Source organism: Micromonospora lutea, from assembly GCF_016863535.1.
Classification (GTDB): Bacteria; Actinomycetota; Actinomycetes; order Mycobacteriales; family Micromonosporaceae; genus Micromonospora; species Micromonospora lutea.
Genome location: NZ_BOPB01000002.1, coordinates 253,415 through 273,195 on the forward strand (window position 1 = coordinate 253,415; position 19,781 = coordinate 273,195).

14 protein-coding genes are annotated in these 19,781 nt (G+C 69.7%); 4 read left to right on the forward strand and 10 right to left on the reverse strand.

Translation table 11 applies throughout. The features are described from left to right. Position 1 precedes the first annotated feature (1 nt). Positions 2-1,663 carry a urocanate hydratase gene (gene hutU / locus Vlu01_RS02570; RefSeq protein ID WP_203992544.1) on the reverse strand — a complete coding sequence of 554 codons (1,662 nt, stop codon included), beginning with the start codon at positions 1,661-1,663 and terminating at the stop codon, positions 2-4. A gap of 13 nt (positions 1,664-1,676) precedes the next feature. Beyond that, positions 1,677-2,525, reverse strand: coding sequence for a MurR/RpiR family transcriptional regulator (locus tag Vlu01_RS02575; protein WP_203992547.1), 849 nt, complete (start codon positions 2,523-2,525; stop codon positions 1,677-1,679). A 174-nt stretch (positions 2,526-2,699) separates the two neighbouring features. Here Vlu01_RS02575 and Vlu01_RS02580 point away from each other — a divergent pair, with 174 nt between their 5' ends. Then, positions 2,700-4,565: a trypsin-like peptidase domain-containing protein gene (locus tag Vlu01_RS02580; RefSeq protein ID WP_203992550.1), complete on the forward strand. Its 1,866-nt coding sequence runs from the start codon at positions 2,700-2,702 to the stop codon at positions 4,563-4,565. Here the strand turns inward: Vlu01_RS02580 and Vlu01_RS02585 are convergent. From Vlu01_RS02585 to Vlu01_RS02615, 7 genes are all read right to left on the reverse strand, one after another. After that, positions 4,562-6,691, reverse strand: coding sequence for an acyltransferase family protein (locus Vlu01_RS02585; RefSeq protein ID WP_203992553.1), 2,130 nt, complete (start codon positions 6,689-6,691; stop codon positions 4,562-4,564). The genes Vlu01_RS02580 and Vlu01_RS02585 overlap by 4 nt on opposite strands. A 73-nt stretch (positions 6,692-6,764) precedes the next feature. Next, positions 6,765-8,111, reverse strand: coding sequence for an O-antigen ligase family protein (locus tag Vlu01_RS02590; protein ID WP_203992556.1), 1,347 nt, complete (start codon positions 8,109-8,111; stop codon positions 6,765-6,767). A gap of 1 nt (position 8,112) precedes the next feature. Next, positions 8,113-9,465: a lipopolysaccharide biosynthesis protein gene (locus Vlu01_RS02595; RefSeq protein ID WP_203992560.1), complete on the reverse strand. Its 1,353-nt coding sequence runs from the start codon at positions 9,463-9,465 to the stop codon at positions 8,113-8,115. Beyond that, a complete protein-coding gene (locus Vlu01_RS27420) occupies positions 9,462-10,526 on the reverse strand; it encodes a glycosyltransferase (RefSeq protein WP_239095648.1) in 1,065 nt (354 codons plus the stop codon). The genes Vlu01_RS02595 and Vlu01_RS27420 overlap by 4 nt, the downstream gene beginning before the upstream one ends. Beyond that, the gene (locus Vlu01_RS02605; protein ID WP_203992563.1) at positions 10,526-11,479 is read right to left on the reverse strand and encodes a glycosyltransferase family 2 protein; all 954 of its coding nucleotides are present in this window, start codon (positions 11,477-11,479) and stop codon (positions 10,526-10,528) included. Before Vlu01_RS02605 ends, Vlu01_RS27420 begins: the two co-directional genes overlap by 1 nt. A 137-nt stretch (positions 11,480-11,616) precedes the next feature. Further along, positions 11,617-13,161, reverse strand: a complete 1,545-nt coding sequence (locus tag Vlu01_RS02610; RefSeq protein ID WP_239095649.1) for a sugar transferase — start codon at positions 13,159-13,161, stop codon at positions 11,617-11,619. Positions 13,162-13,278: 117 nt separating this feature from the next. Further along, positions 13,279-14,346, reverse strand: coding sequence for an LCP family protein (locus tag Vlu01_RS02615; protein WP_203992565.1), 1,068 nt, complete (start codon positions 14,344-14,346; stop codon positions 13,279-13,281). A 106-nt stretch (positions 14,347-14,452) separates the two neighbouring features. Between Vlu01_RS02615 and Vlu01_RS02620 the strand changes: the two genes are divergently transcribed. Beyond that, positions 14,453-15,286, forward strand: coding sequence for an O-methyltransferase (locus Vlu01_RS02620; protein WP_203992568.1), 834 nt, complete (start codon positions 14,453-14,455; stop codon positions 15,284-15,286). 4 nt (positions 15,287-15,290) lie between these two features. Then, positions 15,291-16,109 (forward strand): MOSC domain-containing protein, encoded by an 819-nt coding sequence (locus tag Vlu01_RS02625; protein WP_203992571.1) that lies wholly within the window; start codon positions 15,291-15,293, stop codon positions 16,107-16,109. Between the two features lie 390 nt (positions 16,110-16,499). On the opposite strand, the gene Vlu01_RS27425 is transcribed toward Vlu01_RS02625, so the two are convergent. Next, on the reverse strand, positions 16,500-18,398 hold the full coding sequence (locus tag Vlu01_RS27425; RefSeq protein ID WP_239095650.1) for a CocE/NonD family hydrolase: 1,899 nt from the start codon (positions 18,396-18,398) through the stop codon (positions 16,500-16,502). Positions 18,399-18,743: 345 nt separating this feature from the next. Here Vlu01_RS27425 and Vlu01_RS02635 point away from each other — a divergent pair, with 345 nt between their 5' ends. Next, on the forward strand, positions 18,744-19,736 hold the full coding sequence (locus Vlu01_RS02635; RefSeq protein ID WP_239095651.1) for an expansin EXLX1 family cellulose-binding protein: 993 nt from the start codon (positions 18,744-18,746) through the stop codon (positions 19,734-19,736). Positions 19,737-19,781 lie beyond the last annotated feature (45 nt).

The following is a 19,781-nucleotide window of genomic DNA, read 5'->3' on the forward strand; positions in this document are numbered from 1 at the left end:
CTCACTCCGCCATCGGGATGCGGACGTCGGTGTGGGGGGTGGGATAACCGGCGTCGACGTGCCGGATGACTCCCATCGCCGGGTCGTTGGTGAGCACCCGTTCGATCTTCTGCCCCGCCAGCGCGGTGCCGTCGGCCACACAGACCTGGCCGGCGTGGATGGACCGGCCGATGCCGACCCCACCGCCGTGGTGGATGGACACCCAGGACGCCCCGCTGGCGGTGTTGACCAGCGCGTTGAGCAGCGGCCAGTCGGCGATCGCGTCGGAGCCGTCGGCCATCGCCTCGGTCTCCCGGTACGGGCTGGCCACACTGCCGCAGTCCAGGTGGTCGCGGCCGATCACCACCGGCGCGCTCAGCTCACCAGAGGCCACCATCTCGTTGAACCGTACGCCTGCCTTGTCGCGTTCGCCGTAGCCGAGCCAGCAGATGCGCGCGGGCAGGCCCTGGAAGGCGACCCGCTCACCGGCCAGCCGGATCCACCGGGCCAGGGACTCATTCTCCGGAAACAGCTCCAGGATCGCCCGGTCGGTGGCGGCGATGTCCGCCGGGTCGCCGGAGAGCGCCGCCCACCGGAACGGGCCCTTGCCCTCGCAGAACAACGGCCGGATGTACGCCGGCACGAAGCCGGGGAAGTCGAACGCCCGCTCGTACCCGCCGAGTTTCGCCTCGCCCCGGATCGAGTTGCCGTAGTCGAAGACCTCCGCACCCGCGTCGAGGAACCCCACCATCGCCTCGACGTGCCTGGCCATCGACGCCCGAGCCCGGTCGGTGAACTCGGCCGGTTTGGCTGTCGCGTACTCCCGGGCATCGGCCAGTTCGACCCCCTCCGGCAGGTACGACAGCGGATCGTGCGCGCTGGTCTGGTCGGTGACGATGTCGATCTCGACGCCCCGGCGCAGCAGCTCGGGGAAGACGGTGGCGGCGTTGCCGACCACGCCGACGCTGAGCGCCCGCCGGTCCCGCTTCGCGGCCAGCGCCCGCTCGACCGCGTCGTCGAGCGAGTCGGCGATCTCGTCCAGGTAGCGGTCGTGCACCCGGCGCGCCAGCCGGCTGCGGTCCACGTCCACGATCAGGCAGGCCCCGCCGTTCATGGTCACCGCGAGCGGCTGCGCGCCACCCATCCCGCCGCAACCGCCGGTCAGCGTCAGCGTGCCGGCCAGCGAGCCGTTGAACCGCTTTTCGGCCACAGCGGCGAAGGTTTCGTAGGTGCCCTGCAGGATGCCCTGGGTGCCGATGTAGATCCACGAGCCGGCGGTCATCTGCCCGTACATGGTGAGGCCGAGCTGCTCCAGGCGGCGGAACTCCGGCCAGGTCGCCCAGTCGCCGACCAGGTTCGAGTTGGCCAGCAGCACTCGCGGCGCCCACTCGTGGGTACGCATCACACCGACCGGGCGACCCGACTGCACCAGCATCGTCTCGTCGTCGCGCAGCTCGGTGAGCGTCCGCACAAGGGCGTGGTACGAAGGCCAGTCCCGCGCGGCCTTGCCGGTGCCGCCGTACACGACGAGGTCGTCGGGGCGCTCGGCCACCTCAGGGTCGAGATTGTTCATCAACATCCGCAGGGCGGCCTCCTGCGGCCAGCCCCGAGCGGTACGTTCCGTGCCGCGTGCGGCGTGGATGCTGGTTCCGGGGCCGGGCGTGGCCTGGGCGGATCGCGTCATCGTGATTCTCCTCCTAACCGAGGAACAACTGTCGACGGGCCGCCGAGGCTTCGAACGCCTCCAGCCGCCGCTGGGTTTCGGCCGGAGCGGCGTCACAGATCGCCTGGAGCAGCACCATGGCCAGGGTCATCGGAGCGGTGTGCAGGTCGAAGACGAGTTGCGCGCCGACGGCGGCGGAGAGCACCACGTCGGCGTGCTCGGTCGCCGGGCTCACCGGCGAGTCGGTGATCGCCACGACCGTCAGATTCGTCGCGCGGGCCTCGCGCAGCGCCTCCAGCGTCTCCCGGGGGTAGCGCGGCAGCACGAACGCCAGCAGCGCCCGTGCCCCCGCCTCGGCGGCCTGTTCGAGGCGGTCGGTGAGCAGGCTGCCCCCGTCGTCGAGCACCCGCACGTCGGGGTGCACCTTGGCGGCGAAGTACGCGAAGTACGCGGCCAACGGTGCGGCGGACCGCAGGCCGAGCACCGGCAGTGGCCGGCTGGCCGCCAACAGCTGCCCGGTCTCGGCGATCCGTTCCCGGTCGGCCAACTGCCCGGCCAACCGGTCCAGGTTGCCGATCTCGGCGCGTACCGCCTGTTGAAGCTCGTTGCCGGCGGGAGCCGGGCCGGGCGCGGCGGAGGTCAGCTCGCGCAGCCGGCGGCGCAGGGCCGGGTAGCCGTCGTGGCCCAGCGCCACCGCGAACCGGGTGACCGACGGCTGGCTGACCCCGGCCAACTCGGCCACCTCGGCGGCGGAGAGGTAGCCGATGGCCGGGGCGTGCTGCACCAGGCAGTGCGCGATGCGTCGCTGCGTCGGGGTGAGCCGGACCCCGTCGAAGAGCCCGACGACCCGCTCCGATGACGCCGTGGTAGCTCCCTCATTCACCCAGTGACTCTATGCATAAAAACTTTCACCTGGCAAGCTGATCTGCTGGTTCTACTGTGGACGTCTGCTGGTCTGCGGTTTCGGGACGGTTATCGCGGAGAGGGTGACCGGCGGGCAGCTAGGGATGCGGCCGGTGGATAGGATCCCGCACGGCGGTCGAGCAGAGGAGTTGCCATGCAGCCGGACGGCCCCTACCGGTACACCCATCTGCTGGGCGGGTCGCCGGTCGGTAAAGCGTGGGCTGCCGTGGACGGGCAGGGCCGCTTCGTCACGGTGGCCGTGCTGGATCCCACCGTGGCTGCCGCGCAGGGCTGGCGTGAAGCCTTCGCAGCGATCACCAACAATCTCGCCCAGACGGGCGGCATGCCCTTCGTCTATGCGGACTTCTCCGCCGCCGCGCCCTGGGTGGCCTACCCCGCGGAGGCGGGGCCGGGCGCGGAGCGGCTCTTCCGAGCCCTCGGCGTGGACTACCAGCCGGTGCCGACCACCGCTCCGGCCCTCCCCGCCCCTCCCCAGCCCGTCTCGGGTCCACCTCAGCCCGTCTCCGGAGGGCCCCAGCCCATTTCCGGTCCTCCGGTGCCAGTGTCGGGTGGACCTCAGCCCGTCTCGGGTGCTCCTGGTCCGGTGTCGGGCGCTCCGCTTCCGGTTTCCGGTGGACCTGGCCCGGTTTCGGGTGCCCCCGCCTCACCCGGCTTCGAGACGTCCTTCGATGATGCGCCGCAGCACGACCCGTTCACCGCGCCGGTACGCCGGATCCAACCCTCGGCACCGCCTCGGCGTCAGACCGGCCTCTGGGTGGCGATTGCCGCGCTGCTCCTGGTGGCTGCCATCGGTGGTGGAGCCGGTGTCTGGGCCATTTCGGCCAGCGGGCCGGACTCCGTGCCACCGACGCCGGCTCCGACCGTCACCCCGCCCACCCCGGGTCTCAAGCCGTGGGCGGCGGCCGCGCCTCGCAGTGACCAGGAGCGGGCCCTCGCCATCGCTGCGCCGTCGATGGTGTTCCTGGAGGCGATCGTCACCGGTTACGTGCGCGGCAAGCAGAAGAACGACCTACTGCATCCGGATCCGTTCACCTTCAGCCGCCGCTGCAGCGGCGTCGTGGTCAATGACGACGGGCACGTCATCACCAACGCCCAGTGCGTGCAGCCGACCCCGGACATCCTGCTCGAACACGCACTCCGTGAGCTGGCCAAGATCCGCGTTGCCAAGGGCGACCTCAAGACCGGGGATGTTCAGGGATATGTCCGCGCCCGAATGACGACCACCAGCTTCACCGGCTCCGAGGCAGGCACCGAACCCGAGGCCAGCCTGCAAGGGCAGTTGAATGTGGCTACCGGTGACCTGACCAGCGCACCCGCGATCTCCGGCAGCGTCGTCCGGGCCGTCACCCTCGACGAGGGCAACCTGGCACTGGTCAAGCTCGACCAGGGGAACCTCCCCGCTGCGGAGCTGAACGCCTCCGCGACGATCGCTGCCGGAACGGGGTTGCAGGCGCTCGGGTACGGCACCACCGACACCGACTACCGATCCGCCACCTACACGATCCAGTCCAAGCCGGCGCAGGTGACCGAAGTTGACCTGGAATCCTCGACCTACCGCATCAACGACGACGTCGGGGCCTCATCTCGTGGCGGAGTCGTCATCGACCCACAGGGCAGGGTGGTCGGCATCCTCGACAACGACGTGCTGCAACCTGAGCGGCCGAACCGCCTGGTGGTGCCGGTGTCGCGGGTGAACGGACTGCTCAGCGCCGCCGGAGTCGACAACGCTGTCGGTGAGCCGGGCCAGATCTACCGCGATGCCCTGGACGCGTACTTCGACGGCGACGAGGCGCAGGCCGCCGCAAAATTCGCCGAGGTCGTCGACCGGTCGCCCACGAACGCGCTGGCCGAGGCGTACCGGGAGGCCGCTGTCGCCGCTGGCGGTGACGAACCTTCCCGCCGTGGCTGGGCCGTTCCGGTGCTCATCGCCGCAGGCGTCGCCCTGATCGGCGGTATCGCGGCGTTGGTACTGGTGCGGATACGCCAGAAGAACACCTAGTCGGTCGCGTAGTCGGTCGCGCCACCGAGGATCGGTGCCAGGACCTCGCCGAACAGTGGGGTGAGCTTGCGGGCGTACTCAGCCGTGATGTGGTTCCCATCACGACGGACGATGACCCCGCCGACGAAAATCGGGCATTTGCCGGAGTCACAGAACCAGTCGGTCGTCGTGATGTGCCAGGAGTTCCGCCCACCCCAGGCCCTCCGTTCAACCTCGGCGTACGAGCGATAGTCCGCGGAGAGCGTCGAGACGCAGTCGCGTGGAGCGGAGAGACGGGTTATGCAGGACTTCGGATCCGGACCCAGGGGTGGCGGTTGCAGGGCGACGACCCGACCAGCGGCGGCGAGCCACTGCTCCCGGGCGGTACGCGCGGCCTGCTCATAGTGGACCTGGAACGAGGCGCCGCCGGTCCTGACGAACCGTTGCTGGTAGGCGTTGCTCACGATAGCCAGATCGGGTCTGCGGTCCTCGATGACGGCGCGTACCGTCCGCCGGTGTCCGGGACAGAACCGGGTGATCTCCTCGATCGGGGAGACGGTTTCCGAGGCAAGGAACGGGCAACCGGCATAGGTCAGATCCTGAACCACCCAGCCGGCCGGTTCCAGAACGGAGCGCACCAGCGGCAGCCAGGCGGTTCCGATGGAGTCGCCGACGACGACAGCCAGTTTCCGGGGCCGTGGTGTCGTCACGGCACATTCGTTGCCGTCCGGGACCGCCGGGCGACATCCCCGCCCCTCCCCGGAGGAGAAGCTCACCGCACCCAGATCCCCCAGGGGCGGCGCCAGCACCGGCCAGCCGGTCGTGTCGAGCGCCGTACGGATCTGCTCCGCCAGCTCAGACCGTGAGGTGACGGTCCACGTGCCGGCAGGTGTCTGGGATGACGGCGTACGGACGGCGATGGTGGTGGTGATGACCACGGCAACCGTGGCGACCAGCGCCACCAGCACTGCACCCCGGCGGGTAAGCCTCGCCCGGCTCCGGTGCGGCGTACCTCCCGGCGGCTGCCGCTCCAACCAGGACGACCGCCGGATCGGATCTTCGACCAGGTGGTAGGAGAGCACCGAGAGCAGTGCGGTGCCGCCGAGCGTGAGCACCACTGTGGCATGCCCGGCGGCGGGAAGCGCGACGCCGATCAGGATGAGTAGCGGAAAGTGCCACAGGTAGAGGGAATAGGAGATGTCTCCGACGTAGCGCACGGCCCGGTTCGTCAGCGGCGCCATCAGCCGTTGTCCACCGACACCGCCGGCGATCACCAGAGCTGTCGAGATTACCGCCAGGAAGGCGCCCGGAACCGGGAACGGGGTCTGCGCGTTGATGGCGAAAACCGAGATCACCAGCCCGACCAACCCCAACCACTGGTACGCGGGACGAACCGCAGCCGGGATGCGGGCCAGTAGCGGTGTGGCCACTGCAAGGAGCGCACCGATTCCCAACTCCCAGGCGCGGGAAACGGTCGAGAAGTACGCCACGGTCGGCCGGTGTTCGACCTCCCAGAGCGCGAACAGGATCGATCCGAGGACGATCACGCCCAAGACCGCGCCCACCGCCCACCGGGTCGCGTATCGGTGTCGAATCCGGCGGGTCAGGTAGCCCAGAATCAACCCGAGCACGATCGGCCACACCAGGTAGAACTGCTCTTCCACGGCCAGCGACCAGTAATGCCGCAGCGGCGAGACCGGTCCATCGGTCTGCCAGTAGTCGGTGCCGGCCGCCGCGAACCGCCAGTTGGCCGTGAAGAGCGCCGCGTACAGGGTGTCCCAGGCCGTCGAGCGGACCCGCTCACCGAGGAACAGCAACGACGATGCGAGGTACGTGGTCACCAGGACCAGTACCGCCAGGGGCAGGATTCGCCGAACCCGCCGTCGGTAGAAGTTCGCGAAGGAGATGCGTCCCGTCCGGCCATGTTCGTTCATCAGCAAACCGGTGATCAGGAAGCCGGAGATGACGAAGAAGACGTCAACGCCGACGAACCCGCCGGCGGGCCAGTGCAGGACGTGATCGAGGATCACCACCACGACCGCGAAGGCTCGCAGTCCCTGGATGTCGGGGCGGAAACCAGACCGCCGACTGCTCGACGCCCCGGGGGTGGCATCCCGAACCGGCATCGCGAGGGGGCCTGACGACATCGGGTCCTTCCTCATGCCAGCGGATCCGCGTCTGCGCGAACCCTGCTCAGTGTGGCTCGACGATCCTTCGCGCTCAGCTTCGCGTGTCCGCAGTGGCCCGGCGAGTGCCCTGACCGATCAGTCGACGCAGCCCGATCAGCCTGCTCGGTCGGGCGACGTCCGCCACTCGGTCGACCGGGTCCATGTCGGTGGGCGTCAGCGCTGATGTGGTCAGCACCAGCAGGGCGAAGATCCAGGTGAGACCGTCGACGGAGAGCGGGTTCCAGACGACCTCGGTGAATGAGTAGATCACGAAGAGCGCCACCGGAGCCTTGGCGGAGAGAACCCGACCGTCGACGACGGGGGACCGCAGCAGGGCGACGAGGACGAGTCCCCACAGCGCCAGTGCCACGAAGCCACCGGAGAAAATGGCCAGCACGTAGCCGGAGTGGAAGAAGTGGTGCGGTGCCTCACCAAGGTCCCGCAACTGGTACCACTTCGAGACACCGACGCCGGTGATCTCCGCCCCGGCGATGTACTCCCGGGCATGGATCCAGATGTTGCCCCGATTGCTCAGCGTCGTCCGGGACGCGCTCCAGGTCAGGTAGGCGGCGGTGGTCGCGGCTCCGGCGACAAGCGCCGCGCAGAGAGCGAGGTGGATCCGAGAGTACTGCCGCCGCTGCTCGATCAGCAGTGCCCCGACCACCCACACGCCCACGGCGGCGAGTGCCAGGTAGCTGGTCCGGGAGCCGGTGGCGACGATGACCAGCAGGCAGAACCCGGCGGCGGCCCACCGCTGCGCGCCGCGCAGCGCGCAGACGGCGGCGACCAGCGTGAACGAGGTGACCAGCGCGATGTAGTTCTCCGACTCGTAGATGCTCTTGAACAGCGCTCCTGCCAACGAGCACTTCTCCAACTGCCCTGAGGTGCAGGACCGCCAGGCCTGCCCGTAGAGGGCGGTCGGGATGGTCAGCAGCGACAGCACGGCCAACCCGGCGTACGCCATGGCAGCGACACTCACCGCGCCGGCGCCGCCGGCCAGCCAGACCGCGAGCAGCAGCAGCGCGGCGGTGCCGTACGCGGGCAACCTCGACCCGTACACGCCCTCGCCGGTGAACACGTCCACGCTGACGCACCAGACGAGCACCGCCCCGGCCAGTGCCAGGCAGACCTGGCGCCACATGTCAGGCGGACCGGTCAAGCGCCCACGTCCGGCGACGAGTAGCCAGACGACCAGAGCGAGCACCAGCACACCGATGAGTGCGGACGAGCGATCGCCGGCGATGACGGGCGCTGCGTTCGCCAGTACCGCGAAACCGATCAGTGCGAGGGCGTTTCCACCGCCGCCGAAGGCGGCCGAGACGGGCCGCCGAGCGCGGATCAGCCAGGCGGCCACCGCGAGGCCGCCCAGGCTCAGCAGGACACCGAAGAGTGTGGTCACCTCAGACCCTTTCCATGGGACGTGCCGAGGCGGATGTGTCGGCCGGGTCGCGGCGGACCGAGACGGCGAGGCATCCCCAGAGCAGTATCGCGAGCAGCGCGTCGCACACCAGGCTTGAGACGATAGCGCCCTGCCATCCGTAGGCCGGGATGAGCCACAGGTTCAGCAACGCGTTGGCCACGCCGATGCCGATCTGGAACATCGTCCGTCGGCCCTGCATCCGGGCACCCGACAGCGCGTCGGCCGCGAGGTAGTGCAGCGACTTCAGCACGAGGAGCACGCTGAGCCACTGCAACGCCGGTACGGCGGTCGCGAAGTCGGCGCCGAACACCAACGGCATCAGCCAGGCGAAGGCGATCAGCAGCAGGCTCATCGGGGCGCTGAATGCCAGGAAGCGCGGCAACAGACGGCGTGCCAGCCGCAGGGTCTCCCGCGGGCCACTCCGCCCGGCCTGGAAGAACCGCGGATAGGCGATGGCGCTCATCGAGCGGGCCGGCGTGTACGCGAGGTCGACCACCCGGTAGGCAGCCGCGTAGATGGCGGCGTTCTCCGGCGTGCTCAGGCGGGACAGCATGACCTTGTCGCTGTCGTTGTAGACGGACTGGGCCGAGAGACCAACGGCGAACATCATTCCGGTCCGCGCCTGGGCGAGCGACCCTGCGAACTTCAGTGATCCGGGGTGAGCGCCGCGCAGCCCACCCAGGATCACGGGCACGCACACGACGGTTGAGACGACCGCCGAAGCCACCGCCCAGTCGTGCAGCACGATCGGTCCCGGCGACATGGCCAGCACCACCGCGCCGGCCAGCCGGCAGAGATGCAGCAGAGCTGGTACGAGTGCGGCGAGCAGGATCCGGCCACGGACCTGGATCGAGGCGGCCACCGCCTCGATGAGACGCCAGGCGACCAGGTCAGCGAAAGAGAGACAGAGCAGATCGACGAGCCCGACGTCGGCACCCCAGATGGCGAGACCTGCGACTGTCACCAGCACCGTGGCGGCGCAGCCGAACACCGTGGACACGAAGAGGCCACGGGCCAGGTGACGGTCCCACTCGTCCGGCGAGTCCGCATGGTTCTGCATGATGAGGCTGGGCGCGCCGGCCGATGCGAAGGGGGACACCACCGCGACGAGTGCCGTGACACCGACGAACAGGCCGTAGGTGTCAAGCGCCATCTCGCGCGCCAACAGCACGAACAGAGCGCCCTGGGCGAGGGTACGCAGCAGCGTTCCGGTGAAGAACGTGCCGGACTTTCGCAGGAATCCGTCGCCTCGACCGGCATCGACCGGGCGTCGCGGCTGCGGTTCGTCATGGTCGGGCGTAGGGCGGCCCGTTTCGTCGGGAACGCGTGTCACGACAACGCCACCACCCACCGCCTGCTCACCTCGGCCGGGTCCAGCGTCGCGCGTCGGGCGTGCCAGGCTTTCTCGAAGTCTTCGACGCCGGGGCGTTCGTTCCCGGTCAGACGCAGGATCGCGTCGGCGAGCGCCGGCGGCGAGGTGTCCGCCGCCAGGATGCCCGGCACGAACGTCGGGATCATCTCGTCCAGCGTCGGCACCGGCAGAGCGGCCACGGGCAGGCCGGCCTCGGCGGCCTCCACCAGGCTGAACCCGAATGTCTCGGCACGGGATGGATGCACCAGTAGGTCAGCCTCGGCGAGGAGTTCCGCCACCCCGGACACCCAGCCAAGGAACGTCACCCGGTCCGACAGCCCGAGGCTCCGCGCCTTGTCGTGGAGCACCTGGCGCTCCGCGCCGTCACCGGCGAGAGTCAGATGGTACGTCCCGGGCAGCAACGCCAACGCTTCGAGCGCGCAGGAATGGTTCTTGCCGGGGCGGAGCGCGGACGTGGTCAGCAGCCGTACCCGATCGAGGTGCGTGACGTCGCGTGGGGCGACGAACGGACGGGTCGGCACCGGATTGGCAATCGTCGTCACCGGCTGCCCGGGGGCGAGTTGCCGCACGGTCCGCGCGACGCCGTCGGAGACGGCGACGACGAGTCGCGGCCGTAGGCCCCGGATCCGGGTCAGCCGGGCCAGCGTGCGGACGCGGGCGTCGGTGCGGAGCCGTTCCGGCAGCAGCGAGTGCTCCCAGGCCACGTAGCTGCGGCCCGATCCGGCCAGAGCCGCGCCGACCGGCACGCTGCCCCACAGCCCGCTCGCCACGATCCGCACGTCCGGAGCAAGTTCCTTCAGCCGTCGTCGGAGCGGCGGGGCCGCCTCCACCAGCCGGCTGATCCGAGTGCCAAGGCCGAGGGTGTCGATCGTCAGATCCTGCAGCGACGCGGGAACCGGGCCGGACACCACCGTCGCCGAGACCTCGACACCGTGGGCCAGCAGGGATCGCATCAGCAGCGCCGCAGCGACTTCCATGCCGTACATCGGTTCCAGTTGAGGGAGCACGAAGTGCAGACGCATCAGCGGGAACCGCCCTTCGGAACCGCCGAAGCGTCGCCTGACCGACGCATCGCGACGCGTTCGAGTGCGGCGCGCGGTACGAGCCCGAGCGCCGCGAGCAACGAGTTGCGGGCCGACGGCGGGGCGTTGCGTCGGATCGCGCGCACCATCTCCCTGACCCCGGTCAGGTCGCGCGCCTGCAACGCGTACCGGAGGGTCTGTGCGGCGATGAAGTCGGAGAAGGTCTCCGCCGCCCAGACCCCTTCCCAGCGTCGGGCCCATTCCCAGGAGGTTCGCCAGTCGGCGCGGGCGGAAATCGAGTCGGGGCTTCCCACGGTGTAGATCGCGGTCGCCGCTTCGATCTGTGTGATCTTCACCTGGGGAATCCGGGCAGCCCGGATCAGCCAGTCCCAGTCCTGATGGCGGGGCAGCGACTCGTCCCAGGGACAGCGCTCAGCGAGCTCTCTGGTGGTCAGCAGCGTCGATGTGGGCAGAGACTGACGCCCGATCCCCACCTGCCGCCGGCGGAAGAGATAGTCCTCGGGAAGCTGACCGTCACTGATCAGTGTGGCCGGTACGGCGGACGGCAGCGGATCTCCGCCGACGATGCGTTGCAACGTACGTGACGACACCACCGGCAGCCAGTTCTCGCTGGCCAGCCGTTCCAGGACCGGCAGTTGAGCGGCCAACTTGCCCGGCAGCCAGGCGTCATCGTCGTCGAGAAAGGCCACGTGACTGTCGGGGTCGGCATGCCGGACGCCGAGATTCCTGGCGTGGGAACCTCGCCGCCCGCCGCCGGTGCAGACAATCTCGTCGATCTGGTCGCGGAGCGCCGCCACGCTGTCCGGTACGCGGGCAAGGTCGCAGACGACCACCACGCGTACGGAGACACCGACCTGGGCGCGGACGGATCCGACCGCCTCGGCGAGGCTGGGCCTGCCCGTCGTCGGGATGACCACCGAAACGTCCGGCATCGGGATACTCCAAGCAGTTCGACTGGTACCCCGGGTCGCGGATCATCGGTACGTCCGGACTGGACGTCGGGGCACGCCGAGAGTCGGGGATGGACCTGCCGCCCGTTGGTCGGGGCGGCGAAGTGCTGACAGGTCGCTCAGCGGCCACCGCCACGGAACACCTCGGACACCGTCCGCAGCAGTACCTTGGCGTCCAACCAGAGGGACCAGTTCTCGATGTAGTAGTTGTCGAACCGGGCCCGGTCGGAGATCGGTGTGTCCCCCCGCAGACCACTGACCTGAGCCAGACCGGTCAGGCCCACCGGCACCCGATGACGCATCGCGTAGCTCGGGTACTCCGCCGAGAACTTCTGGACGAAGTAGGGCCGTTCCGGCCGTGGCCCGACGACGCTCATATCGCCCTTGAGGATGTTCCACAGTTGAGGGAGCTCGTCCAGGGACGTACGGCGCAGGAAGCGCCCGATGGGCGACACCCGCCGGTCGTGCGCGATCGACCAGTTCGTCTGGGACTCGTGCTCGTCGAGTGGCCGCATGGTACGGAACTTGATGATGTTGAAGGGTCGTCCGTGCCGACCGATGCGTTCCTGACGGAAAAAGACGCCGCGACCACCATCCAGGAAGGCGAAGATCGCGCAGAGCAGCAGCACCGGGCTCAGTATGAGCAGAGCCGCACCGGCGAACACCACATCCGAGGCACGCTTGAGTGCCCAGCGCGGCCCAGACAGCGTCGTGTCGCCCACCCGCACGATGGGAATGGCCCCGATGTGGTCGCCGTGCGAGCGTGACCCCCAGAGCCGGGGCACCGCCCAGAGGTCGCAACCAGCCACCGCCGGGTGGCGGAGGATGTCCATCAACGCGGGTTCGGAACACTGCGGGTCGGCGATGATCAGAACGTCGCACTCGGCCAGCCGTACCAGCTGGGGGAGTTGGTCGAGCGTGCCGATGGTCGGGACGGGCAGCGTGTCCATCGGCGCGGGACTGTCGACGTGCCCGACGAACCGCAGTCCGTAGCGGGGGTAACGGCGCAGCAGCCGAGCCAACTCCACAGCGGTGGCGCCAGCGCCGATGAGGATCGCGTTGTGCTCCACCCAGCGGCGCCGGCGGGCGAGGGTGGCGATCTCCCGGGTCAGAAGTCGCCCGACGATCACCAGAACGGCGGCCATGGCCACGCCACGGATGAATCCGACCAGGTAGGCGGGCGAATCGTGGCGCAGCGCGGCGATGATGGCCACCACCGCCGCAGTGGCCAGCAAACGACCGCAGAGGCTGGGCAACTCGTCGAGGATGCTGACGTGACGACGGGCCCGGTAGAGCCCGCCGGTGGCGAAGGCGCCCACGGTCAGCACCGTCATGGCGAGGGTGCCGCGCCAATGCTGCTGGGTGACGACCAGTGGGGACAGCAGCGCCGCGACGTCGACGGGCGCCGTCAACATCCACGCACGAAGGGCACGGGTCCGGGTGGAGGCGCGCGAACCGGCGTACGGCAGCACCGCCGTCACGTCGAGACCAGGGCGTCCGCCGCCGATGTCCGGATCGACGCCCGCTCCGACGGTCGTGCCGAGCTGCCTGGCGGGGATGTCCTCACCGGACTCGGTACTGCTGCTACGGCCCGCCGGCGGCGACGTCCCGAGGCCTTCCCGTTCGCTCGTGGTCGGGTAACCCACGACAGGTTGCCTCGACATCTACCGTCCTCCCCCGTAAAGCGACCCCGCTGGCACCTGAGGAAAGGGGCACCGGAGCGATCGAAGGATACGACCGCGCCGGTGACGGCCGCCAGAGCCGCAAGGCCAAATCAGCTCCTACTTTCCAGTGCGGAGGATCTCGTCGACCTCGTCCCGGCGCACGGCCTCGTAGAAAAGCGCCGCCTTGTCCGGGTCGGCGAAGACCACGCTCTCGCTGCCGACTCGTCCCGTTCCCTTGGTCGGATTGGTGATGAAGGTCAGGTCGTTACCCCGCAAGCTCCGTAACTCCATCGCCATGTCCACAAGCGACATGCTCCGATCCACCGAGACGGCACTCGACGTGGCACGTACGAAAGAATTGAGTCGGGCGGGATTTGTCAGGATGCCGCCGGACGCTGCCTTGTCCAGAATCGCCTTGATCACTTGCTGCTGATGCTTGATCCGGGTGAAGTCGCCGTCGGCGAACTGTTTGCGCTGCCGGGAGAAGTCGAGCGCGGCAGCGCCGTCAAGCCGCTGCTTTCCCTGCTCGAAGGTACGGAACGGAGGGTGGATCGAGGTGAACCGCTTTTCCGAGGTGATGTCGATGCCGTCGAGAGCGTCGATGATGTCCTTGAATCCGGCGAAGTCCACCAACATCACGTGATCGATCCGCACCTTGGTGTACTGCTCCACGGTCTGCACCATCAGCGACAGGCCGCCCCAGGCGTACGCAGCGTTGATCTTCGCGTCACGGCCGCCGCGGCCCTCGTTCGACCGAGGCACGGCGACCCAGGTGTCCCGAGGGATCGAGACGAGTTGCGCACTTGAGCGGTCCTTCGGTACGTGCGCCAGGATGATGGTGTCGGCGCGCGAGCCACCGGTGCTCTCCGGGTCGCGGGAGTCGCTGCCCAGGATGAGAATGTTCAACGCACCCTTGGCGACCACCTCGGGTCGGGTCTCCTCCGGCACGTTGTCGAAGGCGTCGACCCGTTCGATGTCAGACTCGACCGACTTGAGGTAGAAGCCGCTCGCCACCACGGCACCCACCCCGACCAGGGAGAACACCAGCAGCACGATCAGCGTGATCCGCAGCCACCGTCGGCGCGGCTTCGCGGCCGGCCCGTCGGTCTGCTCCGAACCGTCAGTGTCCCCCGCCGGCAGGACCTCTTCCGGGGACACCGTCCCCGCCTGCTCACCACTTGACATGGCGGTGATGCTACTGACTTCACGTTTCGGGCGCGTGCCCCTGTCCAGGCGCATCGAAGCGTGCGTTGTTACTCCGCTGTATCCGTTGGTCTGGTAGAACGCAGCGGTGGATCCCGTCAAGCTGCGTCGGGCGATCGCCCGTACCCGCCTCGCCCCCGTCGCCGCCTTTCCCAAACGCCTGGTCGCGGTCGCCCGGCACGACGCCAAGGTGTTGCGCACCTCGGCCCGCTGGCTGGTCGCCTCGCGGGAGCATCACAACTACACGTACGAGCTGACCAAGCTGAGCCGCAGCCACCTTGCCTGGTTCGTCAGCGTCGTCTGCGAGCTGCCGGTCAAGCAGGTCCGTGGGTACCTCACCGAGATCGAGTCGGACGAGGCGCTGCGGGAGCACATCAGCTCGGCCATCGCGGGCGCGGCGCGGCGTGGTCTGGCCGACAAGCAGGTCCGGTACGCCCGCCGCATCGGCTGGTACGCGATCGTCCGGGCCCGGCGGCCGAAGCACATCGTGGAGACCGGCGTCGACAAGGGGCTGGGCAGTTGCGTCCTGGCGGCCGCGCTGCTGCGTAACGCCGCCGAGGGGCACCCGGGGCGGGTCAGTTCCATCGACATCAACCCCGAGGCCGGCTACCTGGCCCGTACCGCGCCCTGGTCGGAGGTGATCGACCTGGTCATCGGCGACTCGGTCGAGTCGATCACGGCGCTGGACCGGCCGGTGGATCTGTTCCTGCACGACAGTGACCACAGCCGTGCCTACGAGCGGCGCGAGTTCGCCGCGGTCGAGCCGAAGTTGGCCCCGGGAGCGATGCTGCTCACCGACAATGTCACCCACACCAATGTGCTGGCCGAGCACGCCGAGCGCACCGGGCGGCGGTTCCTCGCCTACCGGGAGACCCCGGCGAACCACTGGTACCCGGGTGACGGCATCGGCGTGGCATGGTGACCCGGTGCGGCTGAGCGGGATCAGCACCTACCCGGTGAAGGGCTGTCGCGGTCTCGACCATGACGAGGCCGGCGTACGACCGTGGGGCCTGGACGAGGACCGACGCTGGATGGTTGTCGACGACGAGGGGATCGGCATCACTCAGCGTGAGGTCACGTCGCTGGTCCGGGTGCATGCCCGGCCGCGCTCCGGCGGGCTGCTGCTGCGCGCTGACGGCCACCCCGAGCTGGTGGTGCCCGAGCCGGTCGACGTCCCGCCGGTGCCGGTGCGGACGTTCCGTCGGCGGGTGCTGCGGGTCGACGCGCTGCCGGCCGGCCCGGCCGCCGACGCCTGGTTCACCGAGGTGCTCGACCGACCGGTCCGGCTCGTCCGGCTGGCCCGGCCGGCCCGGCACATCGGGCGGGGGGAGAGGGAGCACGACCCCGGTGACCAGGTCAGCTTCGCCGACGCGTACCCGGTGCTGCTGACCAACACGGCTTCGTTGGCCGCGCTCGACCACTGGCTCGACGCGAGCGGCGCGCCGCCGGTACCGATGATCCGCTTCCGGCCCAACCTGGTCATCGACGGTGCTCCTGCCTGGGCGGAGGACGGCTGGGTCGGGCGCGGGCTGCGCGTCGGAGCCGTCCGGTTTCGTGCGGCCAGCCTCTCGGACCGCTGTCTGGTCGTCACCACCGATCAGGAGACCGGGGTACGCGGCCGTGAGCCGTTGCGTACCCTCGCCCGGCACCGCAACATCGACCGTAAGCTCCTGTTCGGACTCAACCTGGTGCCGTTGGAGGCGGGGCGGGTGAAGCTCGGCGACCCGGTGGAACTGGTCGACTGACCAGGTGGACACGGCCCGGCGACGACCGACGGACAGCTCTTGCCGATCGAGGACGCGCTGCGCAGTCACCCGGACGCCGTGGAGCCGCTGCGCCGGCTGGTCACCACCGGCCAGCCGAGATGGATCCCGTCTTAGCTTTCGCTTAGCTCGCTTGTCCGGGCGGTCGAGTCTCCGGCAGCATGTCTGCACGTGACCGACGGAGTCGACGGCCCCGTCGGCCAGACACCGGCTCAGTGTTCCGCGCTGCGTCGTTGGCTGGCCGGCGGGGCCGTGGCCACCCTCGCCACGCGTAATCCAGGGGCCTTTCGCAGCACCAGCAGGCTGCGGTACCCGCCGACACGGCCGTCGGGCCCGCGCCGGTCTTCGGCGCGGGCCCTCAGGGTGAGAAGGTCAGCAGGCTCCTAGGTCAACCCAGACGCCGTACTGACCGGTGGTGCCCGGCTCCTGGTTCTGCGTCCACCACTGGGCACGCCAGCGGTGGCCGTTGTGCGACACCACGTCGTTGGTGTTGTAGATGGCCGTGGGGCTCCACGCCGGGTCCGTGCACACCGGGGCCGGCGCGACGGTCAGCGGCAGGACCGCCCGGCTGGTCCCGAGCGCCACCGTCACCTGGCCCGCCAGCGGATCCGAGTGGACGAAGGCGTTCAGGTTGCCGGTGAGAACGAGGCCGATCTGACTGCCGGCGGGGAAGACGTAGTCCTTGGGCTCCAGCAGGACGGTGCCGGTGGCCGGCTGCCCCGGAGTCAGGGGAGTGCCGGTGGTCAGCGACAGGCGGTTCTTGGCATCGAGCGAGCCGCGTGCCACCACACGGGTGACCGATCCGCCGGTGTAGTGCACGAGCAGCGCCGTGAGCGGGGTGCTCGTGGTGGCCGAGGTGAACGCCACCTCGATCCGGGCGGCGCCGGAGAGCCGGCTCGCCGAGGTGAGGGTCGGCCCGAGGTACGCCAGCCGGTAGCTCTGCACGGTGCCGGGGCTCGCCAGCATCGTCGACTCCGCCACCGCACCGGAGCTGGTGAACTGCTGGCTGCCCGTACCCGCGCTGGTGGTCAGGCTGCCGGCGCCCCCGTTGCCGGCCGGGCCCAGGTACAGCGAAGTGTCCGTGGTGCTGGCCGGCGGCCACACGGTCTCGGTCACCCGGGTGCCGTCCGGTCGCGCGATGGTGGCCTGCGGCTCGTCCATCACACCGTTGGCGATGCCGTACAGCCAGTGGTCCATCCACCGGCCGACCGGATCCTTGGACTCGTTGCCGAACGGGTCGACGTGCTCCCCGTCGTGCAGGTACACCTTGCGCGGCACGTCGTGCGCGACCAACTCGTCCCAGTAGCGACCCCACTGGGTGGTCTTGACGTTGTCGTCACGCTGCCCGTGTACGAGGAACACCGATGCCTGGACCTGGTCCACGTCGTCGCGGTAGTTGCGCGCCGCGAAGAACGGGCTGTAGTCCCACTCGGCCAACGTCTCCCCGTCACCGATGGCCTGGTACTGCGCCGTGCAGTTCACCAGGGACTGGGCGTTGGCCCGGCGGGAGGTGAACCCCTCCATGTACCGGACGCTCCAGCTGCGATACCCGATGCCCTGGGCCCGGGTGTAGTCGTACCAGCTGGAGATGGCGCCGACCGGCACGATCGTCTTGAGCCCGTCGATGCCCGTCTCGGCCAACTGGATGGCCAGCGTGCCGTCGTACGAGACCCCGTACATGCCCACGTTGCCGGTGCTCCACGACGCGACCGCGGCGGTGCCGTTCGCGTACGTTGCGGTGGTGCGGCCATTGAGCCAGTCGACGACGGCGGCCACGCTCCGCTCGTCCGACTCGCCACCGACCGACAGGCACCCGTCGGACGTGCCGGTGCCGGCGATCTCCACCTCCAGCACCGCGTAGCCTCGCGGCACGAAGTACTCGTCCAACCAGCCGCCCCAGTGGGTGTCCGGGTCACCGATCGGGTCGATCACCGTGCTGCGGCGGGCCCCCGGGCTCTGGACCGTCCAGTACGGACTCGCCTTGACGATCGATGCGACCTGTAGGCCGGTGGCCGTCTCGGCCGGCCGGATCAGCTGGACGGTGATGGTGTCGAGCTGGCCGTCACCGTCGCTGTCCATGTCCGACTCGACATGCACGGTCTCGTTGATCGCGCTGGCCAGCGAGAAGACCGGCTGGGTGGCGCCGTCCTCGACAACGATCCCGGGTGGGGCCGCCGCCGCCTGACCGGGTGCGAAGAACGCGCCCGCCGAGGCTGCCAGTACCGCGGCGAGAACGCCTGCCGACCGCCTTGTTCGTGCGTGTGCAGACAATGATCATCCTTCGGTCATGTGCCACCCACGCCCTTACCCCCGCGTGGATGGCATTCCTGTCGATTACGGAATGCGCATCCACGGACACCGTGTCAGGGATGCGGTCCGCCGAGAACCCGTTTGTGATCAGTGTCCAATTCGGAGTTTGGCCCTTCCGGCGGGCGCACCGGCATGGTTCGCTGTGGGAACTGCGGGTGGGTGTTGCCCAGGCTTAGAGCGACCGGCAATAGGGCTGGCGGGGCTGCGGCGCGCCATGGCACTTCGGCTGGCGGCGCTGTCGGTCGCTCCTAGTTTTCGGTTAGCTCGCTTGTCGGCGAGCCCGTCGGTCCGGCAGCATCGGTCGTCATGATCGACGCCACCGCCGCGGACGAGCCCGGGATGCCTGCGTCCCGTCCTGGCCTGGGCCGCTGGCTCGCCGGTGGGAGCGTCGCCGCGCTCGCCGTACTCCTCGGGGTCACCTTCGCGGTGCGCTCGGGCACCGCGCCCGCCTGTGCCGCGCTCCCCGCCGTTGGCGGGCTGCTGGCGCCGCCGGCCGCCGGGCCCGAGTACAAGGGCAAGGCGACCTTCTACGACTCGCGTGGGGCCGGCGGGAACTGCTCGTACCCGGCGGCCCCCGCCGACCGGCTCTATGTGGCGCTCGGCACCGACGAGTACGCCGCCGGTGCGGCCTGCGGGGGATACCTGGACGTCACCGGGCCCAGAGGCAGCGTCCGGGTGCTGGTCATGGACCGGTGCCCCGAGTGCGCGCCCGGTCACCTCGACCTGTCCCGGGAGGCTTTCGCCCGCATCGCCGACCCGGTGCAGGGCATCGTCAAGGTCAGCTACCGGCTGGTCGCCGATCCGCCGCTGTCCGGCCCGCTCACCTTCCGGATCAAGGAGGGCGCGTCGCAGTGGTGGTTCGCGGTGTTGGTCGCCGGCCACGGCAACCCGCTGCGCTCGGTCGAGGTGCGGCAGGGCAGTTCGGGCCAGTGGCGGGCGGCCGCTCGGGAGAGCTACAACTACTGGTTGATCGACTCCGGCGCCGGACCCGGCCCGTACCAGATCCGGGTCACCGACACCCGGGGTCACCGGGTCACCGCGACCGGCATCCGGATGGCACCCGGCCAGGTGCAGCGCAGCTCCGTCCGGATGTACGGGGGCAGCTCAAGCGGCTCGGTCACGTCCACCGGAACCCCGTCGGCGCGTGCGAAACCGTCGGCGAGCGCGTCGCCCCGTGCCTCGGCCCGGCCGACGCCGTCGGCCGCGGTGACGATCGACGCGACCGCGTCGGTCGCGCCGACCGCCGCCGAGGCGTTCGCAGCCGCGCCGCTCGCCGAGCCGTCGCCCCGCTGTAGCTGACCGAGCCTCGACCGGTCGGCGGCTGACCGAGCCTCGACTGGCCGT